Below are 21,844 nucleotides of genomic sequence, written 5' to 3'. Positions count from 1 at the left end.
GCGCGGCTTCCTAGCGCGCGACCTTCGCCTGGGGAATGGTCATCGCCGCCACGCCGACGACGACCAGGGCCATTCCCCACCACGCGCTCGGACCAAGGCTTTCGCCAAGGAGCACGGCTCCGATGGCAACGCCGATCGGCACCCGCAGATAGGCTTGCGAGGTGGTGCCGACGGAGCCCAGCGTATGGAGGAGGCGGAAATAGATCGAGAAGGCCAGCGCGGTCGAAAACACCGAAAGCCCGAGCAGCGCAAGGACCGAAGCTGTCGATGGCGCCAAGGTCCATGGCCGGTCGAACGCAAGGCTCAAAGGGATCAGCATCGCGGCGCCGCAGAGCATCGAACCGGCGGCCGGCACCATCGGGTCGAGCCCCCTGAAGCCGCGGCCGAAAACGGCAGCGCCGGCGTAGCAGATCGTCGCCGCGACCACGGCAAGTTGCGGCAAAGATTGCTGTCCGAGGCCGCCAAGCGCCGGGGCGCCGACAACGAGGCATATTCCGGCGATTCCCGCCGCGACACCGAACAGCTTGCGCATGGTCGCCGGTTCATGGCGGGTGATCATGGCGGTCAGCAAGAAGGTGAAGATCGGCGAGGTCGCATTCAGGATCGTGGCCAGCCCGGCATCCAGCGAGCGCTCGGCCCAAGCGATCAGCGTGAACGGCACGACGCTGTTGAGGCATGCCTGGAATGCAAACCGGCGCCAGCTTGCGGCATCACGCGGCAAGGCCAGCCCGCGCCAGCGGATCAGGGCGAACAGGATGCCACCCGCCATCAGGGTTCGCGCGGCGATCAGCGTTACCGGCGGGATCGTCGCGACGCCGATCTTGATGAAGCTGTAGGATGCGCCCCACAGCAGCGCCAATACGACGAGCAGCAGCAGTTCGATCCTCGTGTCGGTTTTCATGGACATGGCCGGCTGGAACCTCTGGGCATCGCTCATCTCAGCGATGCTTGTAAGCCAGGCACGCGGGAAATGCTTCGGCCGCCATCCAACGATGGTCGCTATGCTGACATTCGTCGGATCGCCGCTAGGCAAAGCCGCATCAAACCGCTAGACCCGCCCGCGCCCGGCGTGGCAGAAAGCCGGTGGCTTTTGGCGGAGACATGAATTGATGCCGGACTATGACGTGCTTTGTATCGGAAATGCCATCGTCGACATCATCGCCCAGTGCGACGAGGCGTTCCTGGAGACCAACGGCATCATCAAGGGCGCGATGAATTTGATCGACACAAGGCGCGCCGAACTGCTCTACAGCCGCATGGGCCCGGCCATCGAAGCCTCGGGCGGCAGCGCCGGCAACACGGCGGCGGGCGTTGCCTCCTTCGGCGGCCGCGCCGCCTTCTTCGGCAAGGTCTCCAACGACGCGCTCGGCGAAATCTACGCGCATGACATCCATGCCCAGGGCGTCGCCTTCGACACAAAGCCGCTCAACGGCGAACCGCCGACGGCGCGCTCGATGATCTTCGTCACGCCGGACGGCGAGCGCTCGATGAACACCTATCTCGGCGCCTGCGTCGAGCTCGGCCCGGAGGACGTCGAGGCCGACAAGGCGTCGGGCGCCGCCGTCACCTATTTCGAGGGCTATCTGTGGGACCCGCCGCGCGCCAAGGAAGCGATCCGGCAGACGGCGAAACTCGCCCACGCCGCCGGGCGCGAAGTGTCGATGACCCTGTCGGACTCGTTCTGCGTCGACCGCTACCGCGACGAGTTCCTCGATCTGATGCGCTCCGGCACCGTCGACATCGTCTTTGCCAACAGCCACGAGATCAAGTCGCTCTACCAGACCGCGTCCTTCGACGAGGCGCTGGCGCAGATCCGCAAGGATTGCAAGATCGCCGCCGTCACCCGCTCGGAAAAGGGCTCGGTGATCGTGCGCGGCGACGAGACCGTCACCATCGAGGCGACCAGGATCCGCGAGCTGGTCGACACGACAGGCGCCGGCGACCTCTATGCCGCCGGTTTCCTCTATGGCTACACGCAAGGCCGCAGCCTGAAGGCGTGCGGCGACCTCGGCTCGCTGGCGGCCGGGCTGGTCATCCAGCAGATCGGCCCAAGGCCACGGCAGAATCTGCGCCGCGAGGCCGAACAGGCGGGGTTGCTGTAGCGCGGCGCCTCTTCCCTTCCCCCACAACAAGGGGAGAAGGAAGAGGTGCCGCTACGTGCTTCTCAAGCTCCCGCGCTATACGCCGCGATCGCCGCCATATTGACGATGTCTGAGTCCTTGGCATTGAGCGAGACGATCTGAACCGGCTTGTTCAGGCCGACCAGCAGCGGGCCGATGACGGTAGAGCCGCCGAGTTCCTGCAGCATCTTGGTCGAGATCGAGGCCGAGTGGAAAGCCGGCATCACCAGCACGTTGGCCGGGCCGGTCAGCCTGATGAACGGGTACTGCGCCATGGCGCGGGCGTTGAGCGCCACGTCGGCGGCCATTTCGCCGTCATACTCGAAATCGACGCGGCGCTTGTCGAGGATGCGCACCGCTTCCTGGACGCGCTCGGAGCGCTCGCCCTGCGGATGGCCGAAGGTCGAATAGGCGAGCATGGCGAGCCTCGGCTCGTAGCCCATGCGGCGGGCAAAGCCGGCGGCCTCCTCGGCGATGTCGGCGATCTGCTCAGCATTCGGCATGTCGTGCACCGCGGTGTCGGCAACGAGGACGGTGCGACCCCGCGCCAGCACGATCGACACGCCGATGACGCAGTGCCCGGGCCTTGCGTCGATGACGCGGCGGATATCGTCGAGGGCCGTCGAATAGTTGCGGGTGACGCCGGTGACGATGCCGTCGGCATCGCCCAGCGCCACCATGCAGGCGGCGAAATGGTTGCGGTCGTTGTTGATCAGCCGCTGGCAGTCGCGGAACAGGAAGCCTTTGCGCTGCATGCGCTCGTAGAGATAGTCGGCGTAGACCGAGTTGCGCCGCGACAGCCGCGCATTGATGATCTCGATGCCTTGCTTGCCGAGGTCGATGCCGGCGTTGCGCGCGTTTTCCTTGATGATGTCGTCGCGGCCGAGCAGGATGGCGGTGCCGAGCCGCTGGTTCACATAGGAGACGGCGGCGCGCATCACCTGCTCCTCCTCGCCCTCGGCAAAGACGATGCGCTTGGGCTGGCGGCGCACCCGGTCGTAGATGCGCTGCAGCGTCGATGCGATCGGGTCGCGGCGGGCGGAAAGCTCCTGCGCGTAGCGGTCCAGATCGAGGATCGGCTTGCGGGCGACGCCGGAGTCCATCGCCGCCTTGGCGACCGCGATCGGGATCGCCGAGATCAGGCGCGGATCGAACGGCACCGGGATGATGTAGTTTGGACCAAATTTCGGCCGCATGCCCTGATAGGCGGCGGCGACGTCGTCGGGCACGTCCTGGCGCGCCAGTTCGGCGAGCGCTTTGGCCGCGGCGATCTTCATGTCGTCGTTGATGGTGGTTGCCCGCACATCGAGCGCGCCGCGGAAGATGTAGGGGAAGCCAAGCACGTTGTTGACCTGGTTGGGATAGTCGGACCGCCCCGTCGCCATGATGGCGTCGGTGCGGATCTCGGCGACCTCCTCCGGCGTGATCTCGGGGTCGGGATTGGCCATGGCGAAGATGATCGGGTTCTTGGCCATCGACTGCACCATCCTGGTGGTCAGCGTGCCCTTGGCCGAGAGGCCGAGGAACACGTCGGCGCCGTCCAGCGCTTCGGCCAGCGAGCGCGCACCGGTTTTCACGGCGTGCGCCGATTTCCACTGGTTCATGCCTTCGGTGCGGCCCTGGAAGACCACGCCCTTGGTGTCGCATAGGATGATATTTTCTGGCGCAAAGCCCATCGCCTTCATTAGTTCGATGCAGGCGATGCCGGCAGCGCCGGCGCCGTTGCAGACCATTTTCGTGGTCTTCATGTCGCGGCCGGTGATTTCCAGCGCATTGATCAGGCCGGCGGCCGAAATGATGGCGGTGCCGTGCTGGTCGTCATGGAAGACCGGTATGTCCATCAGCTCGCGCAGCCGCTGCTCGATGATGAAACACTCCGGCGCTTTGATGTCCTCGAGGTTGATGCCGCCGAAGGAGGGGCCGAGAAAACGCACGCAGTTGATGAATTCGTCGGCATCCTCGGTGTCGACCTCGAGATCAATGGAATCGACGTCGGCGAAGCGCTTGAACAGCACCGCCTTGCCTTCCATCACTGGCTTCGAAGCAAGCGCGCCGAGATTGCCGAGGCCAAGGATGGCGGTACCGTTGGAGATGACGGCGACCATGTTGCCGCGAACCGTATAGTCGAAGGCGCGGCTCGGATCCTCGGCAATGGCGAGAACCGGCACGGCAACGCCCGGCGAATAGGCGAGGCTGAGATCGCGCTGCGTCGCCATCGGTTTTGTTGCGACGATCTCCAGCTTGCCCGGACGTCCCATGGCATGGAATTCCAATGCCTCCTGGGCGCTGACGGAGGGCCCGTTGCTTTCGGATTTCTTGGCCATGATGCTTTCGGTTCCTCGCCCGTACGGCACCGCTTGAGATGGGTGCGCATGCTTTCTTTTGTGGAAGGTTCGGGATTAAGGCTACACTTCGCCGCTGTAAACCGCCAAGCATGGCCTGGAAAATTTTGGAAGCAGCTTCTTGAACGACGAGACGCCCATTCGAAGCGACAATGCCACGCCGGCCTTCGCGCCGGCGACGCCGATGATGGAGCAGTATATCGAGATCAAAGCGGCGAACCCGGATTCGCTGCTGTTCTACCGCATGGGCGATTTCTACGAGCTGTTCTTCGACGACGCCGAGAAAGCAAGCCGGGCGCTCGGTATCGTGCTGACCAAGCGCGGCAAGCACCAGGGGCTCGACATCCCGATGTGCGGCGTGCCGGTGCATGCCGCCGACGATTATCTGCAGAAGCTGATCGGCCGGGGGTTCCGCGTCGCCGTCTGCGAGCAGATCGAGGATCCGGCGGAGGCCAGGAAGCGCGGCGGCAAATCGGTGGTGCGCCGCGACGTGGTGCGGCTGGTAACGCCCGGCACCATCACCGAAGACAAATTGCTGGCGCCGTCAGAATCGAATTTTCTGATGGCGCTGGGACGGGTCAAGGGCGGGGCCGAGCATTCCTTTGCCTTGGCCTGGATCGAGATCTCGACCGGTGTCTTCCGCGTCGCCGAGACCACCGCCGACCGGCTGCTCGCCGATGTCTTCCGCGTCGACCCGCGCGAGCTGATCGTCGCCGAGCCGGTGTTTTACGACCCGGAGCTGAAACCGGTCTTCGACGTGCTCGGCCGCGTCGCCAGCCCGCAGCCGCCGTCGCTGTTCGATTCGGCTTCGGCCGCCGGCCGCATCGCCCGCTTCTTCGAGGTGGCGACCCCTGACAGTTTCGGCTCGTTTTCGCGCGCCGAGCTGTCGGCGATCTCAGGCGTCATCGCCTATGTCGAAAAGACGCAGAAAGCCGAGCGGCCGCCGCTGTCGCGGCCGGAGCGCGAGGAGCAGGGCTCGACGCTGTTCATCGACCCGGCGACGCGCGCCAATCTGGAACTGCTGCGCACGCTGTCCGGCAGCCGCGACGGATCGCTGTTCAAGGCGATCGACCGCACGGTGACCGGCGGCGGTGCAAGGCTGCTCGCCGACCGGCTGATGGCGCCGCTGACCGATCCGGCGGCAATCGCTGCAAGGCTGGACTCGGTGTCGTTCTTCCGCTCCGAGACGCGCCTTTGCCAGGCGGTGCGGGCAAGCCTGAAGAGCGTTGCCGACATGCCGCGCGCGCTGTCCAGGCTGGCGCTCAACCGCGGCGGCCCGCGCGACCTCGGCGCGCTGCGCGCCGGTTTCGAAGCGGCCGGCGCCATCGCCGAACTGTTCGGCCAAATCGCCTTGCCGGGCGAACTGGCCGCGGCATTGGGAGCTATCAAGGCGCTGCCCAATGAACTGGCGGCGCATCTGGCGCAGGCGCTGAGCGACGAGCTGCCGTTGCTCAAGCGTGACGGCGGCTTCGTCCGCGGCGGCTACCACGCCGAACTCGACGAGATGCGGGCGTTGCGCGACGAGTCGCGAAAAGTGATCGCCGGGCTGGAGCGCTCGCTGATCGACGAGACCGGCATCCGCTCGCTGAAGATCAGGCACAACAATGTGCTGGGCTATTATATCGAAGTCACCGCCAATCATCATGCGCTGATGACCGGCAGCGACGGCGCCAGGGCGCGCTTCATCCATCGCCAGACCATGGCCAACGCCATGCGCTTCACCACCACCGAACTCGCCGAACTGGAAACCAAGATCGCCAACGCGGCCGACCGGGCGCTGGCGATCGAGCTTGCCGCTTTCGAGGCGCTGACGGCGCAAGTGGTCAGCCACGCCGACAGGATCCGTGCCGGCGCCGAAGCGCTCGCCGTGCTCGACGTTTCAGCCGCACTTGCCTTGCTTTCCGAGAGCGAGGCCTGGTGCCGGCCGCTGGTCGATGCGAGCCTTGCCTTCGAGATTTTGGGCGGACGCCACCCGGTGGTCGAACAGGCGCTGCGGCGTTCCGGCGAAGGCCCGTTCGTCGCCAATGATTGCGATCTGTCACCGCAAGGCGATGCCAAGGCCGGCGCGATCTGGCTGCTGACCGGCCCCAATATGGGCGGCAAGTCGACCTTCCTCAGGCAAAACGCGCTGATTGCCATCCTTGCCCAGACCGGCTCCTTCGTGCCTGCGGCATCAGCCCATATCGGCGTCGTCGATCGGTTGTTTTCGCGGGTCGGCGCCTCCGACGACCTGGCGCGCGGCCGCTCGACTTTCATGGTCGAGATGGTCGAGACGGCGGCGATCCTCAACCAGGCAGGCGAGCGCGCACTGGTCATCCTCGACGAGATCGGCCGCGGCACCGCCACTTTCGACGGCCTGTCGATTGCGTGGGCGGCGGTCGAATATCTGCACGAGAAGAACCGCTGCCGGGCGATCTTCGCCACGCATTTCCACGAAATGACGGCGCTGGCCGGGAAACTTACACGGCTCCACAACGTCACCATGCGGGTCAAGGAATGGGAAGGCGACGTGGTCTTCCTGCACGAGGTCGGCAAGGGTGCGGCCGACCGTTCCTACGGCGTCCAGGTAGCGCGGCTGGCCGGCCTGCCGGAAGCCGTCGTCGGCCGGGCCAAGGAAGTGCTGCACCAGCTCGAAGCCGGCGAGGTCTCGGGCAAGGCCAACCGTCTGGTCGACGACCTGCCGCTGTTTTCGGTGGCGGCGCAGCGGGAAGCGTCGAAGCCGGCGAAGAGTGATGGGCTGGGTTTGGCGCTAGCGGAGATCAATCCCGACGAGATAACGCCAAGGGAGGCGCTGGAGGCGCTGTACAGATTGAAGGGGATGCTGGCGAAGTAGGGCTTCTGCAATCGGAGCGGCGTCGGCGAAACCGCCAATCTCCCCCTCGAGGGACCCACGAGGGGGAGATTGGCAGCTTCACCCTCAAATCATCGCCAAGCCCGACTTCCGCCTCGGCGGTGGGAAGGCGCGGTCAATTTCGGCGAAATCTTCGCTCGTGAGCTCGATGTCCAACGCCGCGACATTCTGCCGGACATGCTCCGCGCGGCTAGCTTTGGGAATCGCGATCACGCCCTCCTGCGCCATCACCCATGCAAGTGCGATCTGCGCCGGCGTCGCACCGTGGCGGGCGGCGATGGCATCTAACCTGGCGTTGCGCGCCAATACCCCCTGATCGACCGGCGAATAGGCCATCAGCGGCATGCCGCGTTGCCGGCTCCACGGGGCGAGGTCGAACTCGACGCCGCGCTGCGACAGATTGTAGAGCACCTGGTTGGTCTGGACGTTGCCGCCGGCCGGCAACCGAACCAGCTCTTCCATCTCATCGGTATCGAAATTGCTGACGCCCCAATGGCGGATCTTGCCGGCCGCCTTCAACGCTTCGAACGCCCCTACCGTTTCCATCAAAGGAACGCTGCCCGGCCAATGCAAGAGATAGAGATCGATGCGGTCGGTGGCGAGATGCCTCAGGCTGTTCTCGCAGGCCCGTTTCACGCCGGCGCGCGAGGCATTGGACGGCAGCACTTTGGAGACCAGGAAAACCTCGTCGCGGTGCCCGGCGATGGCCTCCGCCACCACCTGCTCGGCACCGCCGCTGGCATACATTTCGGCGGTGTCGATCAGCGTCATGCCGAGATCCAGCCCTAGCTTCAGGGCATTGGCCTCGTCGGCGCGGCGGCGGGTATCCTCGCCCATCTTCCAGGTGCCCTGGCCGAGCACCGGCACGGCTTCGCCGCAGGGCAGGGTGGTCGTTCTTATCGTCGATGGCATGGCATGCTCCAGTCCGAGGCCCGGATAGCACCATAGCCGCCAAGGGAAATCCAGGTGAAACAGAAATCCAGGTGAAGCCTCTCGTCCGGATTCCCCGACAGCGTGACGCCTACTTCACCGGATGGGCGGCGAGCCAGTCCTGCATCTGCTTGATCTCGGCTTGCTGCGCGGCGATCACTGCTTCCGCCAGCTTGCGGATTTCCGGATCCTTGCCATTGGCGAGCTCGATCTTGGCCATATCGATGGCCGCCTGGTGATGCGGGATCATGCCGCGGGCGAAATCGACATCGGCATTGCCGGAATATTCGATTGCCATCATGTCGGTATGCATCTTGTCCATCGCCGCCTTGTAGCCCTCGGTCGAGGGGCTCTGCGCGCCCATTGCGCCCATGTCGTGCTTCATCTCCTCGGCTTGTGCCGGAACGCTTTCGAGGAAAACAGCAAGCAACATTCCCGCCGCCATCATCAGCAGCACGATCTTCTTGGCCAAGGTCATTCATCGTCTCCTTTTTTGAACAGGGTCTATCTGGAAGTTTTACTCAGAGTTTCAACGTCCTGAGCCGCAATGCGTTGGCGATGACCGAAACCGAAGACAGGCTCATCGCCGCCGCCGCGAGCATCGGCGACAATAGCGTGCCGGTGAGCGGATAGAGCACGCCGGCAGCGACCGGCACGCCAAGCACATTGTAGAGGAAAGCGAAAAACAGGTTCTGGCGGATGTTGCGGATCGTCGCGCGGGCCAGCGTCCTGGCCCTGACGATGCCGTTGAGATCGCCCTTGACCAGCGTTATTCCCGCGCTTTCGACCGCAACATCGGCGCCTGTGCCCATCGCGATGCCGACATCGGCGGCGGCAAGTGCGGGCGCATCGTTGACGCCATCGCCGGCCATGGCGACGCCCGCACCGCCGGCACGCAATTCCTCGACCAGCGCGTTCTTCTGTTCGGGCAAAAGCCCGGCACGCACCGCGTCGATGCCGAGCTTGGCTGCGATGGCCTTGGCGGTGCGCTCATTGTCGCCGGTCGCCATGACGATCTTCAGCCCACTGTCATGCAGCGCCCTGATCGCCTCGGCGGTCGTCGCCTTGATCGGGTCGGCGACGGCAACGAGGCCGGCGAGCTTGCCTGCGACAGCGACGAACATCGCGGTCTTGCCATCGGCCTGCAGCGCCTCGGCACTGGCCAGGACCGATGCCGTGTCGATGCAGAGATCGGCCATCATCGCGGCATTGCCGAGCGCCACTTTCTGTCCCGAGACCGTGCCGGAAACGCCCTTGCCGGTGACGGCCTCGAAGCCGCTCGCGTCGGGGACCTTCACGTCGCGTTCGTGGGCGCCGTCGACGATAGCCTCGGCCAGCGGATGCTCCGAGCCTTTTTCCAGCCCGGCGGCGAGCGCCAGCAGATCGTCTTGTGCCATGCCTTCGACGGCGACGACGTCGGTCAGTCGCGGCCGGCCTTCCGTCAGCGTTCCCGTCTTGTCGACGATCAGCGTGTCGACCGAGGCAAAACGTTCGAGCGCCGCCGCTTCCTTGATCAGCACGCCGGCATGCGCGCCGCGTCCGGTGGCGGTCATGATCGACATGGGCGTGGCAAGGCCGAGCGCACACGGACAGGCAATGATCAGCACCGAGACCGCCGCGACGATGGCAAAGACCAGGCTGGGTTGCGGTCCGATGATCGCCCAGGCGACGAACGCAATGATCGCAACCAGCACGACAGCCGGGACGAAGTAGAACGAGACGCGGTCGGCCAGCCCCTGGATCGGTGCGCGTGAACGCTGCGCCTTGACGACCAGCTCGACGATGCGTGCCAGCGTCGTCTCGGCGCCGATCTTTTCGGCGCGCATGACCAGGGAGCCGTTCTTGTTGAGCGTGCCGCCGGTGAGGTTGTCGCCTTCGGTCTTTTCGACCGGCAGCGGCTCGCCCGTGATCATCGATTCGTCGATGGAGGAGCGTCCTTCGAGCACAATGCCGTCGACCGGCACGGCATCGCCGGGGCGGATGCGCAAGCGGTCGCCGGCCTTGATCGTATCGAGCGGCACGTCGTTTTCGGAACCGTCCGCGCCGATCAGCCGCGCCGTCTTCGGCGCCAGGTCGAGCAGCGCACGGATCGCCGACCCGGTTTTCTCGCGGGCACGCAATTCCAGCACCTGGCCGAGGAATACCAGCGCGACGATCACCGCCGCCGCCTCGAAATAGACCGGCACGGTGCCGTCATGGCCGCGGAACTGGTGCGGAAAGAGGCCCGGAAACAGGGTGGCGACGACGCTGTAGAGATAGGCGGCACCGACGCCGAGCGAAATCAGCGTCCACATATTGGGGCTGCGGTTCAGGATCGAATCCCAGCCGCGGTGGAAGAACGGGAATGCCGCCCACAGCACCACGGGACTGGCCAGCGCCAGTTCCAGCCAGACCTTCGCACCGTCGTCGATGAAAGCCTGGAACGTCAGGCCGAGCATCGGTGCCATGGCGATGACCAGCAACGGCACGGACAGCACTGCGCTCACCCAGAAACGCCTGGTGAAGTCGACCAGTTCGGGGTTCGGTCCCTCGTCGCCGGTCGGCACGCCCATCGGCTCCAGCGCCATGCCGCAGATCGGGCAGGAGCCGGGCTTGTCGCGGATGATTTCCGGGTGCATCGGGCAGGTGTATTGCGTACCTTTCGGCATCGCCTGCGGCGCCGGCCTGTCGCCGAGATACTTTGCCGGCTCGGCCTCGAACTTCGCCTGGCAAGCGGCGGAGCAGAAATAGAAACCCTGGCCCGCGTGCCGCAAAAAGTACCTGGCCGTGGCGCGGTCGACGCTCATGCCGCAGACGGGATCGGTGGCCGTCAGGTATTTTTCCGGCTCGGCGATGAATTTCGAGCGGCAGCTTTCGCTGCAGAAATGATAGCGATGGCCGCCATGCTCGGCGGTCGGCTTGCCGGCAGCCGGATCGACGGTCATGCCGCAGACCGGATCGCGGACGACGGCGTCCGCAGCAGAGGTGGCGCCTTTTGCCGAGCAACAGCTGCCATGGGCGTGATGATGGTGGTCGGAATGCGTCATGCCGAAAGCCCCTGTATTTCGATGTTGCGGCGGAGGTAGTGCTTCCAGTAACTGGAAGGTCAAGGGCCGATTTTCGATTTTTCGCAGCCAATCCCAAACCGAACCGGCTGCGGGCACGAGACGATCGTCCAGTTCCACCGCTGCGGAGAACGCGTCCGTCAGCCCCATACCCAGCGCCGCGAAAACGCGCTATAGACGCCGCCGAAACGGCGAGGCCGAACGGCATCTATGGCAAGAATATCACTGAAGCTCGAGGAATTGGTCGACGGCGAGGCCTTGCGTCGCGAGATGACCGAAGTGACCGCGGCCACGGCAGGCGACGGTTCGGGCAAGGCCGCGCGCAGCGGTGTTCTCAAGCTCCTCAAAAGCCAACTCGCCGACGGCCGCACGGTCGCCGAACGCATGCTGATGGACGACGGCAGCGGCACCGCCTGCGCCGCCCGGCTGTCGCATCTGATGGACGAGATCATCCGCGCGCTCTACGATTTCGCCGCCACCCACGTCTATCGCGTGAAAAACCCGTCATCCGCCGAGCGCATGGCGGTCGTCGCCGTCGGCGGCTACGGCCGCGGCACGCTGGCGCCGGGCTCCGACATCGATCTCCTGTTCCTGCTGCCCTACAAGCAGACGCCGTGGGGCGAGCAGATTGTCGAATACATGCTCTACATGCTGTGGGATCTGGGGCTGAAGGTCGGCCACGCCACGCGCAACATCGACGAATGCCTCAGGCTGTCGCGCACCGACGTCACCATCCGCACCTCGATCCTGGAAGCGCGTTTCCTATGGGGCGAGCAAAAACTCTATGACGAGCTTTTGCAGCGCTTCGACCACGAAGTGGTGCGCACCACCGGCCCCGAATATGTCCAGGCCAAGCTCGCCGAACGCGACGAGCGCCACGCCAAGGCCGGCGAGAGCCGCTATCTGGTCGAACCGAACGTCAAGGACGGCAAGGGCGGCCTGCGCGACCTGCAGACGCTGTTCTGGATCGGCAAATATTTCTACCGGGTGCGCACCGGCGAGGAACTGGTCGACAAGGGTGTCTTCACCGACGCCGAATACAGGGAATTCCAGAAGGCCGAGGACTTCCTGTGGGCGGTGCGCTGCCACATGCATTTCCTCACCGGCAAGGCCGAGGAGCGGCTGCATTTCGACATTCAGCGCGACATTGCCGAGCGGCTCGGCTACACCACCCATCCCGGCCTGTCGGCGGTCGAGCGCTTCATGAAGCACTACTTCCTCGTCGCCAAGGACGTCGGTGACCTGACCCGCATTTTCTGCGCCGCGCTCGAGGAGGAGCAGGCCAAGCATGTGCCGGGCTTCAACCGCATTTTCCTCACCTTCTCGCGGCGCAAACGCAAGCTCGCCGGCACGGCCGATTTCATCGTCGACAACCACCGCATCAACATTGCCGACGACGATGTGTTCGAGCGCGATCCGGTCAACCTGCTCAGGCTGTTCTGGTTTGCCGACAGGCACGGCCTGGAATTCCACCCCGATGCGCTGAAGCTTCTCACCCGTTCGCTCGGCCTCGTCGGCAAGGCGCTCAGGCGCGACGAGGAGGCCAACCGGCTGTTCCTCGACATCTTGACCTCGGACCGCAACGCCGAGCTCAATTTGCGGCGCATGAACGAGGCCGGACTGCTTGCTAAGCTAATCCCGGACTTCGGCAAGATCGTCGCCATGATGCAGTTCTCGATGTACCACCACTACACGGTGGACGAGCATTTGATCCGCTGCATCGGCGTGCTGGCCGAGATCGAACGCGGCGACGGCGAAAAGGTCCATCCGCTCTCCCACTCGCTGATGCCGGGGCTGAAGAAGAGCCGTGAGGCGCTCTATGTCGCCGTGCTGCTGCACGACATCGCCAAAGGCAGGCCGGAGGACCATTCGCAAGCCGGCGCCAGGATCGCCCGGCGCATCTGCCCGCACATGGGGCTCTCGCCGGCCGACACCGAAACGGTTGCCTGGCTGGTCGAGAACCACCTCGTCATGTCGATGACGGCGCAGACCCGCGATCTCAACGACCGCAAGACGATCGAGGACTTTGCCGCCATCGTGCAGTCGGTCGAACGGCTGAAGATGCTTTTAGTGCTTACCGTCTGCGATATCCGTGGCGTCGGGCCTGGTGTCTGGAACGGCTGGAAGGGCCAGTTGCTGCGCACGCTCTACTACGAGACCGAGCTTTTGTTGACCGGCGGGTTTTCGGAGGTGTCGCGCGCCAAACGGACGGCGGCGGCGCGCGAACAACTGGCCGAGGCGCTTGCCGACTGGCCGGAAAAGGCCCGCAAGCGTTATGTCGGCCAGCACTACGAGAACTATCTGCTGGCGGTCGATCTTCCCGACCAGCTCCGCCATGCCGAATTCATCCGCGAAGCCGACCATGCCGGCAAGAAGCTCGCCACCATGGTGAAAACCCACCAGTTCGAGGCGGTGACCGAGATCACCGTGCTGGCGCAGGACCATCCGCGCCTGCTCTCGGTGATTGCCGGCGCCTGTGCTGCGGCCGGCGGGAACATCGTCGACGCGCAGATCTTCACCACCTCGGATGGCCGCGCGCTCGACACCATCCTGATCTCGAGGGAGTTCGACCGCGACGAGGACGAGCGCCGCCGCGCCGAGCGCGTCGGCCGGCTGATCGAGGACGTGCTGTCGGGCAAGAGCTGGCTGCCTGAAATGATCGAGAAGCGCACCAAGCCGCGACGCGGCGCCAAGGTTTTCCGCATCCCGCCACGCGCCGAGATCCGCAACACGCTGTCGAACCGGTTCTCGGTGATCGAGGTCGAGGGGCTGGACAGGCCGGGCCTTCTGTCGGAGATCACCGGCATGTTGTCGGACCTGTCGCTCGACATCGCCTCGGCCCACATCACCACCTTCGGCGAAAAGGTCATCGACACGTTCTACGTCACCGATCTCACCGGCCAGAAAATCGACAGCCCGTCGCGTACGGCGACCATCCGCAACAGGCTGATCGCGGTGCTCGAGGGCACGGCGTCCGAGCGCGGCAAGACCAAAACGGCCGCCGAGTGACTGTCACCTTCCATTTGCCCCAATCCCACAGGCAGTCTTCAAGCGCATGAGCCTTGTCAAGAAATTCGCCACGGTCGCTTCCGGCACGCTGATGAGCCGGGCCCTCGGCTTCGGCCGCGAGATGCTGATGGCGGCCGCACTCGGCACCGGGCCGATCGCCGACGCCTTCAACGCCGCCTTCCAGTTCCCCAACACCTTTCGCCGGCTGTTCGCGGAAGGCGCCTTCAACGCCGCCTTCGTGCCGCTGTTCGCCAAGGAGATCGAGACGCACGGCACCGACGGCGCCAAGCGTTTTTCCGAAGAGGTGTTCGGCGTCTTGTTCACGGCGCTTCTGGCGCTGACCATTGCCATGGAACTGGCGATGCCGCTGATCGTGCGCTACCTGGTGGCGCCGGGCTTTGCCGATACGCCGGGAAAATTCGAAACGACGGTGGCGCTGGCGACCGTCATGTTCCCCTACCTGATCTGCATGTCGCTTGGCGCCATGATGGCCGGCATGCTGAACTCGCTGCGCCGCTACTTCGCCGCCGCGGTGGCACCGGTGTTCCTCAACGTTATCCTTATCGCCGTGCTCGCCTATGCCTGGTACAAGGGTTCGGACGCCCGCACCGTTGGTTTCGGCCTGGCCTGGGGTGTGCTGGCGGCCGGCCTGGTGCAACTGGCGATCGTCTGGGCGGCGGTGCGCCATGCCGGCATCTCGATCGGCTTCCGCCGGCCGAAGATGACGCCGAACGTCAAGCGGCTGCTGATCCTGGCGCTGCCGGCGGCTATCACCGGCGGCATCACCCAGATCAACCAGCTGATCGGCACCGCGATCGCGTCGGCGCAGGACAGCGCGGTGTCGTCGCTGGCCTATGCCGACCGCGTTTACCAGCTGCCGTTGGGCGTCGTCGGCGTCGCCGTCGCCATCGTGCTTCTGCCGGAACTGTCGCGGGCGCTGAAATCAGGCAATCTGGTCGAGGCCGCCAATCTGCAGAACCGCTCGGTCGAGTTTACCCTTTTCATGACGTTGCCGGCGGCGGCCGCCCTGCTGGTCATGTCCGAGCCGATCGTGCGGCTGGTCTATGAGCGCGGCGCCTTCGCCGCCAACAATTCGACGCCGACGGTCGCGGCAATACTGGCGATCTTCGGCCTCGGCCTGCCGGCCTTCGTGCTGATCAAGGCGTTTACCCCAGGCTATTTCGCCCGCGAGGACACGCGCACGCCGATGATTTTTGCCGCCATCTCGGTGGCGGTTAACATTACGACGGCGCTGACGCTGTTTCCGACCATGGGCGCGCCCGGCATTGCCGTTGCCTCCGCTGTCGCCGGCTGGGTCAATGCGGCGATGCTGCTCGCCGTGCTGATCCGGCGCGGCCATTGGGGCCGCGACGTGCCGCTCATGAGACGCATCCCGCGGCTGGTGCTGTCGGCGGCGGTGATGGCCGCGGCGCTCTATTTTGCCGAAGACTGGTTCGCCGCAAGTCTCGGCTCCGGCTCGCCACTGGTGATCAAGGCGGTAACCCTGCTTGCGCTCGTCGCCGGCGGGGCGCTGCTTTACTTCGTCACCGCCTTCGCCACCGGCGGCGCCGATTTCGGCATGATCCGCCGTAATATCGGGCGCAAGGCGTCCCAGCCGGTCAAGGAGCAATCTCCGGATCCGTGAGTGGGAAAATTCATCAGCGCCAATTTTGTTCTTGCTTTGTGCCGGCAGCTATGCTACTAATCTCGGTATGGTGCTAATTGGCTCCAACGACCCGCCCACCGAGGCGGGTTTTTATTTCTGGTCGGCGCCATCCCTCAAACAGCCTTCTGTTCGGCCGACGTCAAAGCCTGGGCGCCCTGGCCAACGCCCCTCTTGATCGTCTCCTCGCTCTCGTCCATAAGCGCGCCGTCGCAAGACTTTCGCCGCGCGCGAAACGGCCCTCCACAAGCCAGGGAAACACCATGACCGATCAGCCCGCCTTCAAGCCACTCGTCTTTTCCGGCGTCCAGCCAACCGGCAATCTGCATCTCGGCAATTATCTCGGCGCCATCAAGAAATTCGTCGCCCTGCAGGACACCTCCGACTGCATCTACTGCGTCGTCGACCTGCATTCGCTGACCGCACAACTCGTCCATGAGGATCTTCAGGATCAGACGCGGTCGATCACCGCGGCGTTTCTCGCCTCCGGCATCGACCCGACCAAGCACATCGTCTTCAACCAGTCGCGGGTGATGCAGCACGCCGAGCTTGCCTGGATCTTCAACTGCGTGGCGCGCATCGGTTGGATGAACAGGATGACGCAGTTCAAGGACAAGGCCGGCAAGGACCGCGAGAACGCCTCGCTCGGCCTGCTCGCCTATCCCTCCCTGATGGCCGCCGACATCCTCGTCTACCGCGCCACCCACGTCCCGGTCGGCGACGACCAGAAGCAGCATCTGGAGCTGACCCGCGACATCGCGCAGAAATTCAACAACGACTTTTCGGACCGCATCGCAGCGCTTGGCGTCGGCGTCGAGATGCAGGTCGGCGAAGAGACGGTGAACGGCTATTTCCCGCTGACCGAGCCGGTCATCGGCGGCCCGGCAGCGCGCATCATGTCGCTGCGCGACGGTTCGAAGAAGATGTCGAAATCCGATCCGTCGGACCTGTCGCGCATCAACCTGACTGACGATGCCGACGCCATCTCGAAGAAGATCCGCAAGGCCAAGACCGACCCGGAGGCTTTGCCCGGCGAACTGGAAGGCCTTGCCGGCCGGCCGGAAGCGGAGAACCTCGTCGGCATCTATGCCGGCCTCGCCGAAATATCGAAAGAGGCGGTGCTGCAAGAGTTCGGCGGCCAGCAGTTTTCGGTGTTCAAGCCGGCGCTTGCCGATCTCGCCGTGGAAAAGCTGGCGCCGATCGCCGGTGAGATGCGCCGCATCTCCGGCGACCGCGCCTATGTCGACGCGGTGCTGCGGGATGGCGGCGAGCGTGCCGGCACATTGGCCGAAGCGACCATGAAGACCGTGCGCGACATTATCGGCCTGCTGCAAGGCTAATGCATGTCGCGCAAAGTGTGCAGCGGTTTGCGATAACGACATGCATAAAACAAGAACCTGAAGCGCGTCGCTGGTCGAACGCGACGCGCTTCAAGCCGCACCAGCATTGCCACAGCCGCCTGTCGCTTGCGGGCGGGCTGTGGCGGTGGCAGATTGCGACCGAAACCATCGAACAGGGTGAATATGGTCTCCAAACGCCTCAGCCGCGAAGCCGGTCATCGCCGCAAGTTCCTGGCGATCATCGACGACACGCCGGAATGCGAGCGCGCCGTCGCCTACGCCTCGAAGCGGGCGCAAAGCACGGGCGGCGTGCTTGTGCTGCTCTATGTCATCGAGCCGGATGATTTCCAGCACTGGCTGGGCGTTGAGAAGATCATGCGCGAGGAGGCGACCGCCACGGCGCGTGCCGCACTCGACAGCTATGCCAACAAGGTGCGCCAGAAGCTCGGCATCGAGCCGGAACTGGTGGTGCGCGAAGGCAAGCCGACCGAAGAGATTCACAAGCTGATCGAGGAAGACCAGGACATCGCCATCCTGGTGCTGGCGGCAGGCGCCGGCAAGGAGGGGCCGGGGCCGCTGGTCGGCGCGGTCGCCGGCAAGGGCGCCGCCTTTCCGATTCCCGTCACGGTGGTGCCGCAGAACCTGTCCGACGAGGAGATCGACAGCCTCGCCTGAGTGCGCCTCGCTCGGGGCCGGGGAAAACATTCCGCCGGCCAGCCGTTCCCGGCGATGGCTTTCGCTTGAATGTCGGGCGGATAAAGCCTAATTAGAACTATTCCAAACTAGCTGCCCGAAATGGGCACGGAGACGGCCATGTTCATCCAGACCGAGTCGACACCAAACCCGGCGACGCTGAAATTCCTGCCCGGCAAGGAAGTGCTGCAAGAAGGCACGGCCGATTTCCGCGATGCCGACAGTGCCGCGACGGCTTCGCCGCTGGCCGGCCGGCTGTTCGAGATTCCCGGCGTCACCGGCGTCTTCTTCGGCTATGATTTCATCACCGTGACCAAGGACGGCCCCGACTGGCAGCATCTGAAGCCGGCTATCCTCGGTGCCATTATGGAGCATTTCATGTCCGGCGCCCCGGTGATGGCCAAGGCCGGCCCCGCCGCCGAGACCAGCCAGACCGGCGAATTCTACGACAAGGCCGACGAGGAGCTGGTCGTCACCATCAAGGAGCTGCTCGACACGCGGGTGCGCCCGGCCGTGGCCCAGGATGGCGGCGACATCACCTTCCGTGGCTTCGAGAACGGCACAGTGTTCCTGCACATGAAGGGCGCCTGCGCCGGCTGCCCGTCGTCGACGGCGACGCTGAAGCACGGCATCCAGAACCTGCTCCGGCACTTTGTGCCGGAAGTGCAGCACGTCGAACAGGTCTCCTGACGCGCCGTTCCATTGTCAACATCGATAGACAACAAAAAACCGGGCAAAAGTGCCCGGTTTTCTGTTTGCGACGTCTGTGTGTTGCCTAGACGGTCCGCGTATAAAGCTCTTCTTGTTTGACCATGGTCTTGTCCGAAATCCCACTTTTCGGGATCATGGTCTTACAGAACGATGACCTTGGCGCCGACCGAGGTGCGGTCGTAGAGGTCGATAATGTCCTGGTTCATTAGCCGGATGCAGCCCGACGACATCGCCTTGCCGATCGAATTCCATTCCGGGCTGCCATGCAGGCGGTAGCCCATGTCGCCGCCCTTGTTGAACAGGTACATGGCGCGCGCGCCGAGCGGGTTCTTCAACCCCGGCTCCATGCCGCCGGCAAACTTGGCCAGCTCCGGCTGGCGCTTGATCATCTGCGAAGGCGGTGTCCAGGTCGGCCATTCGCGCTTCAGCGCGATACGGGCGGTGCCGTGCCATTCGAAACCCTCACGGCCGACGCCGATGCCGTAGCGCATCGCCTGGCCGTCGCCCATGACGAAGTAGAGAAACTTGTTCTGCGTATCGACGATGATGGTGCCCGGCTTTTCCTTGGTGTCGTAGTCGACGATCTGCCGGCGGTATTTGAACGGCACCTTTTCGATCGGAACGCGCGGCAGGTGATAGCCGGCATCGGTCACCGCGCCGTAATTGTTGGTGAAGATCTGCGAGCCGATGGTGCTGCAACCGGCGACAGCCGTCGACAGCGCCAGGGCTGCGACGATTGCAAGTGACTTCATGCGCATGAAAAGGTCCGATGCCCTGCCCAAACAACAGCGGCTCGAGTCGGCCGCTTTTTCATCTTCATTCATGCTGGCATTTGCTTTGCTTGCCAAGCGGGCGATGCCTATATCCTTGGGCTTGCGTGCTGGTAAACCTGCGACTATGGCATTTCGGCAACAGCCGCCGCAGGATTATGTTGCAAAATCAATGGGCCAAGAACAAGAACCAGGAGACGAGGACATCACCGTGAATGTCGGTTACGCTGCCTGGCGCTCCGGCCTGCGGCCAAGACCATCCGTTGCTACGAGGAGATCGGCCTGAAACGCGGCCGCTGCGGGGGAAAGCCCAGACGGGTCGAGTTCAATAAAGGACGCCGCGAAGCACGGTCCAAGCCAGAAGCCCGAACGTGCCGATCACCACCAATGCACCAAGGACCGTGCCGATCTTTTCAGGCAGTCCATCGGGGCGACCAGGATCGTCGGCCATTCAACTATCGATCATGACGTAGGCGGCACCAAACACGGCAACGATGATTGCGCCAAGCACCGCCCATCCTCTGATGGCCGAGCGGATTTCCTCCGGCGTCGCTGATTTCCGGACGTCATCTTCCGTCATCTAATGCTCCTCGTAGAATCCGTGGTCGACATTGAAAGCGCAAGCTGCCGGCGCTGCCAAGAGCCGCAGCGGACTCTTTTGCGCAAAAGTTTAGGAACGTGCGCCGTTCGCGAGCAAGCGTTACCTAGCCTTCCACACTCCGCAAAGCGCGGGCGGCGGTCACGATCCCGGTGGGCGATACCGGATCGACTTCGCTTTCCCAAGCGCCTCCATCGTCTCTTCGACACTTAACAGCACGGTGGTCTCGTACGAGCTGAGTGCGCCGCCGGCGCCGATGGCAAGCATGACCGATGCCATGGACACGTTGTCCGGCGCCTCCCACAGGTTCCAGCCATCGTACTCTCCGAAGGCATACCAGAACCCGTGCAGCTTTCCGCCGACCGACTCGATGTAGGAACGGGCAGCCTCGCGTCTATCCTCGGGATTATCCATCAAGCGCGCCCAGGTTTCGGGCCTGTAGCTGAATCGTGTGAGATACATCGGCATGGTTCGTCTCCTCCCAGAGCTGCCCCCACGAAGACAGTTAAGCGCTCCAATCCGGGAGAAGGCGAGTCGTTTCCGAGGCGTAGTACCGCTGGCTTAGTTGCGGGGCCGCTAATAGACCTGTTTCAATTGCCTTTCCCAAGGGGAGTAAGGTCAATGGCCGCATATCTCATTGCTGATGTAGATATAACCGACGCCGCCGTTTTCGAGGAATACCGCCGGGATGTGCCGGCAACCGAAGCCCGCTATGGGGGGAGGTACATCGCTCGCGGCGGCGCCACCAAAGTTCTGGAAGGCGATTGGGAACCTCATCGCCTCGTCATTGTCGAATTCCCGGACATGGCTTCCCTCCTGGCATGGTACGACTCTCCGGAATACGGCCGCCTCAAAGCCATCCGCGAACGCTGCGCAAAGACGAGAATTATTGCTCTGGAGGGCTTGATGCCGGTTAGCTAGAGGCTGGGTTTGTCAACCGGATAATCACCTGAAAAACCGGGTTCAAACCGTGAACAAAATCTGGCATGGTGCGGCCATGCCGATCATCTCGCCGATTCCCCTCAACCCGCTCATCGACGGCCGCCAGTCGGAGCGCGCCATGCTGGTCAGGCGCGGCGTGCAGCGGCTGCTTAAGGACATGGGCGCGCATGTCTTGCCCGAACTGTCGCTGGCCACCGGGCGGCGCGCCGATCTCGTGGCTCTGACCCGCCAGGGCGACATCTGGATCATCGAGATCAAATCCTCGATCGAGGATTTCAGGGTCGACCGCAAATGGCCGGACTACCGGCTGCATTCCGACCGCTTGTTCTTCGCCACCCATCCCGGCGTACCCCAGGAAATCTTTCCGGAAGAATGCGGCTTCATTCTCTCCGACGGCTATGGTGCCGAGATTTTGCGCGATGCGCCCGAGCACCGCATGGCGGCCGCGACACGCAAGGCGCTGATGCTGAGGATCGCGCGCGCTGGTGCCGCGCGGCTGCTGGCGGCGGAACTTGCCGGGGTGTCCGTGCCGGCGCTGGAAGGTGAGAGCGAGTAGGGGGTCTCCCTCATAGTGTCGCGCTGCCCCTCATCGGGCTGCCGCCACCTTTTCCCCGTAAGTGACGGGGAGAAGGGACTAAGCCGGACTGCTATTCCACGATGCGGCAGATGTTCCACAGGCTGGTGTCCGACACGCCGTAGGGCTCCATTTCCTTGCCCATTTGGCGTGCGCGTCGATCTAGAGCGGCGGACTTTCATGTGAGTCCATAGCCTGCGGCAGTGAAGTAGTTTCTGCATTCTGTTGGAGAGAAGAGATTGCAGATATCGCCAATG

Annotated in this window: 19 protein-coding genes; 10 read left to right on the top strand and 9 right to left on the bottom strand. The window is 64.1% G+C overall.

Features of this window, described 5'->3' with window-relative positions; all coding sequences use genetic code 11:
* Positions 1-10: 10 nt before the first annotated feature.
* Positions 11-901 carry a DMT family transporter gene (locus NKH98_RS20380; RefSeq protein WP_502894285.1) on the bottom strand — a complete coding sequence of 297 codons (891 nt, stop codon included), beginning with the start codon at positions 899-901 and terminating at the stop codon, positions 11-13.
* 208 nt (positions 902-1,109) lie between these two features.
* Between NKH98_RS20380 and NKH98_RS20375 the strand changes: the two genes are divergently transcribed.
* On the top strand, positions 1,110-2,102 hold the full coding sequence (locus NKH98_RS20375) for an adenosine kinase (protein ID WP_352901011.1): 993 nt from the start codon (positions 1,110-1,112) through the stop codon (positions 2,100-2,102).
* Between the two features lie 62 nt (positions 2,103-2,164).
* On the opposite strand, the gene NKH98_RS20370 is transcribed toward NKH98_RS20375, so the two are convergent.
* Positions 2,165-4,444, bottom strand: a complete 2,280-nt coding sequence (locus NKH98_RS20370; protein WP_254816156.1) for an NADP-dependent malic enzyme — start codon at positions 4,442-4,444, stop codon at positions 2,165-2,167.
* Positions 4,445-4,646: 202 nt separating this feature from the next.
* Here NKH98_RS20370 and mutS point away from each other — a divergent pair, with 202 nt between their 5' ends.
* Positions 4,647-7,295 carry a DNA mismatch repair protein MutS gene (gene mutS, locus NKH98_RS20365; RefSeq protein WP_352901201.1) on the top strand — a complete coding sequence of 883 codons (2,649 nt, stop codon included), beginning with the start codon at positions 4,647-4,649 and terminating at the stop codon, positions 7,293-7,295.
* 84 nt (positions 7,296-7,379) lie between these two features.
* Here mutS and NKH98_RS20360 read toward each other — a convergent pair whose 3' ends face one another.
* The 3 genes from NKH98_RS20360 to NKH98_RS20350 form a co-directional block, all read right to left on the bottom strand.
* Positions 7,380-8,225: an aldo/keto reductase gene (locus tag NKH98_RS20360; RefSeq protein ID WP_352901008.1), complete on the bottom strand. Its 846-nt coding sequence runs from the start codon at positions 8,223-8,225 to the stop codon at positions 7,380-7,382.
* A 109-nt stretch (positions 8,226-8,334) separates the two neighbouring features.
* On the bottom strand, positions 8,335-8,721 hold the full coding sequence (copM, locus tag NKH98_RS20355) for a CopM family metallochaperone (RefSeq protein ID WP_352455040.1): 387 nt from the start codon (positions 8,719-8,721) through the stop codon (positions 8,335-8,337).
* Between the two features lie 43 nt (positions 8,722-8,764).
* Positions 8,765-11,269, bottom strand: a complete 2,505-nt coding sequence (locus tag NKH98_RS20350; protein ID WP_352901006.1) for a heavy metal translocating P-type ATPase — start codon at positions 11,267-11,269, stop codon at positions 8,765-8,767.
* 228 nt (positions 11,270-11,497) lie between these two features.
* Between NKH98_RS20350 and NKH98_RS20345 the strand changes: the two genes are divergently transcribed.
* From NKH98_RS20345 to NKH98_RS20325, 5 genes are all read left to right on the top strand, one after another.
* Positions 11,498-14,296, top strand: coding sequence for a [protein-PII] uridylyltransferase (locus tag NKH98_RS20345; protein WP_352901004.1), 2,799 nt, complete (start codon positions 11,498-11,500; stop codon positions 14,294-14,296).
* A 46-nt stretch (positions 14,297-14,342) separates the two neighbouring features.
* Positions 14,343-15,941, top strand: a complete 1,599-nt coding sequence (murJ, locus tag NKH98_RS20340) for a murein biosynthesis integral membrane protein MurJ (protein ID WP_352901001.1) — start codon at positions 14,343-14,345, stop codon at positions 15,939-15,941.
* 281 nt (positions 15,942-16,222) lie between these two features.
* Positions 16,223-17,299, top strand: coding sequence for a tryptophan--tRNA ligase (gene trpS, locus NKH98_RS20335; protein WP_352900999.1), 1,077 nt, complete (start codon positions 16,223-16,225; stop codon positions 17,297-17,299).
* Positions 17,300-17,482: 183 nt separating this feature from the next.
* The gene (locus NKH98_RS20330) at positions 17,483-17,974 is read left to right on the top strand and encodes a universal stress protein (protein ID WP_023717912.1); all 492 of its coding nucleotides are present in this window, start codon (positions 17,483-17,485) and stop codon (positions 17,972-17,974) included.
* 138 nt (positions 17,975-18,112) lie between these two features.
* Positions 18,113-18,682, top strand: a complete 570-nt coding sequence (locus NKH98_RS20325; protein WP_023676386.1) for a NifU family protein — start codon at positions 18,113-18,115, stop codon at positions 18,680-18,682.
* A 161-nt stretch (positions 18,683-18,843) separates the two neighbouring features.
* Here NKH98_RS20325 and NKH98_RS20320 read toward each other — a convergent pair whose 3' ends face one another.
* Complete coding sequence (locus NKH98_RS20320; RefSeq protein WP_254816165.1) at positions 18,844-19,461, bottom strand: L,D-transpeptidase; 618 nt, start codon at positions 19,459-19,461, stop codon at positions 18,844-18,846.
* On the opposite strand from NKH98_RS20320, the gene NKH98_RS20315 reads away from it, so the two are divergent.
* A complete protein-coding gene (locus NKH98_RS20315) occupies positions 19,454-19,759 on the top strand; it encodes a hypothetical protein (protein ID WP_352900996.1) in 306 nt (101 codons plus the stop codon). The genes NKH98_RS20320 and NKH98_RS20315 overlap by 8 nt on opposite strands.
* 39 nt (positions 19,760-19,798) lie before the next feature.
* Here the strand turns inward: NKH98_RS20315 and NKH98_RS20310 are convergent, their stop codons facing one another.
* The 3 genes from NKH98_RS20310 to NKH98_RS20300 all read right to left on the bottom strand — a co-directional run bounded on the left by NKH98_RS20310 (position 19,799) and on the right by NKH98_RS20300 (position 20,539).
* Complete coding sequence (locus NKH98_RS20310) at positions 19,799-19,924, bottom strand: hypothetical protein (RefSeq protein WP_352467528.1); 126 nt, start codon at positions 19,922-19,924, stop codon at positions 19,799-19,801.
* Positions 19,925-20,053, bottom strand: coding sequence for a hypothetical protein (locus tag NKH98_RS20305; RefSeq protein WP_352476055.1), 129 nt, complete (start codon positions 20,051-20,053; stop codon positions 19,925-19,927).
* Between the two features lie 159 nt (positions 20,054-20,212).
* Positions 20,213-20,539 (bottom strand): GYD domain-containing protein, encoded by a 327-nt coding sequence (locus tag NKH98_RS20300; protein WP_352476054.1) that lies wholly within the window; start codon positions 20,537-20,539, stop codon positions 20,213-20,215.
* Positions 20,540-20,692: 153 nt separating this feature from the next.
* Here NKH98_RS20300 and NKH98_RS20295 point away from each other — a divergent pair, with 153 nt between their 5' ends.
* Both NKH98_RS20295 and NKH98_RS20290 read left to right on the top strand, forming a co-directional pair.
* Entirely contained in the window at positions 20,693-20,992 is a 300-nt protein-coding gene (locus NKH98_RS20295) for a DUF1330 domain-containing protein (RefSeq protein WP_352476053.1), read from the top strand.
* A gap of 76 nt (positions 20,993-21,068) precedes the next feature.
* Entirely contained in the window at positions 21,069-21,569 is a 501-nt protein-coding gene (locus NKH98_RS20290; protein ID WP_254816394.1) for an MmcB family DNA repair protein, read from the top strand.
* The last annotated feature ends 275 nt before the right edge of the window (positions 21,570-21,844 follow it).

The organism is Mesorhizobium sp. M0833, assembly GCF_040319905.1.
Lineage (GTDB): Bacteria > Pseudomonadota > Alphaproteobacteria > Rhizobiales > Rhizobiaceae > Mesorhizobium.
This window is presented reverse-complemented; position numbering and strand designations above follow the sequence as displayed.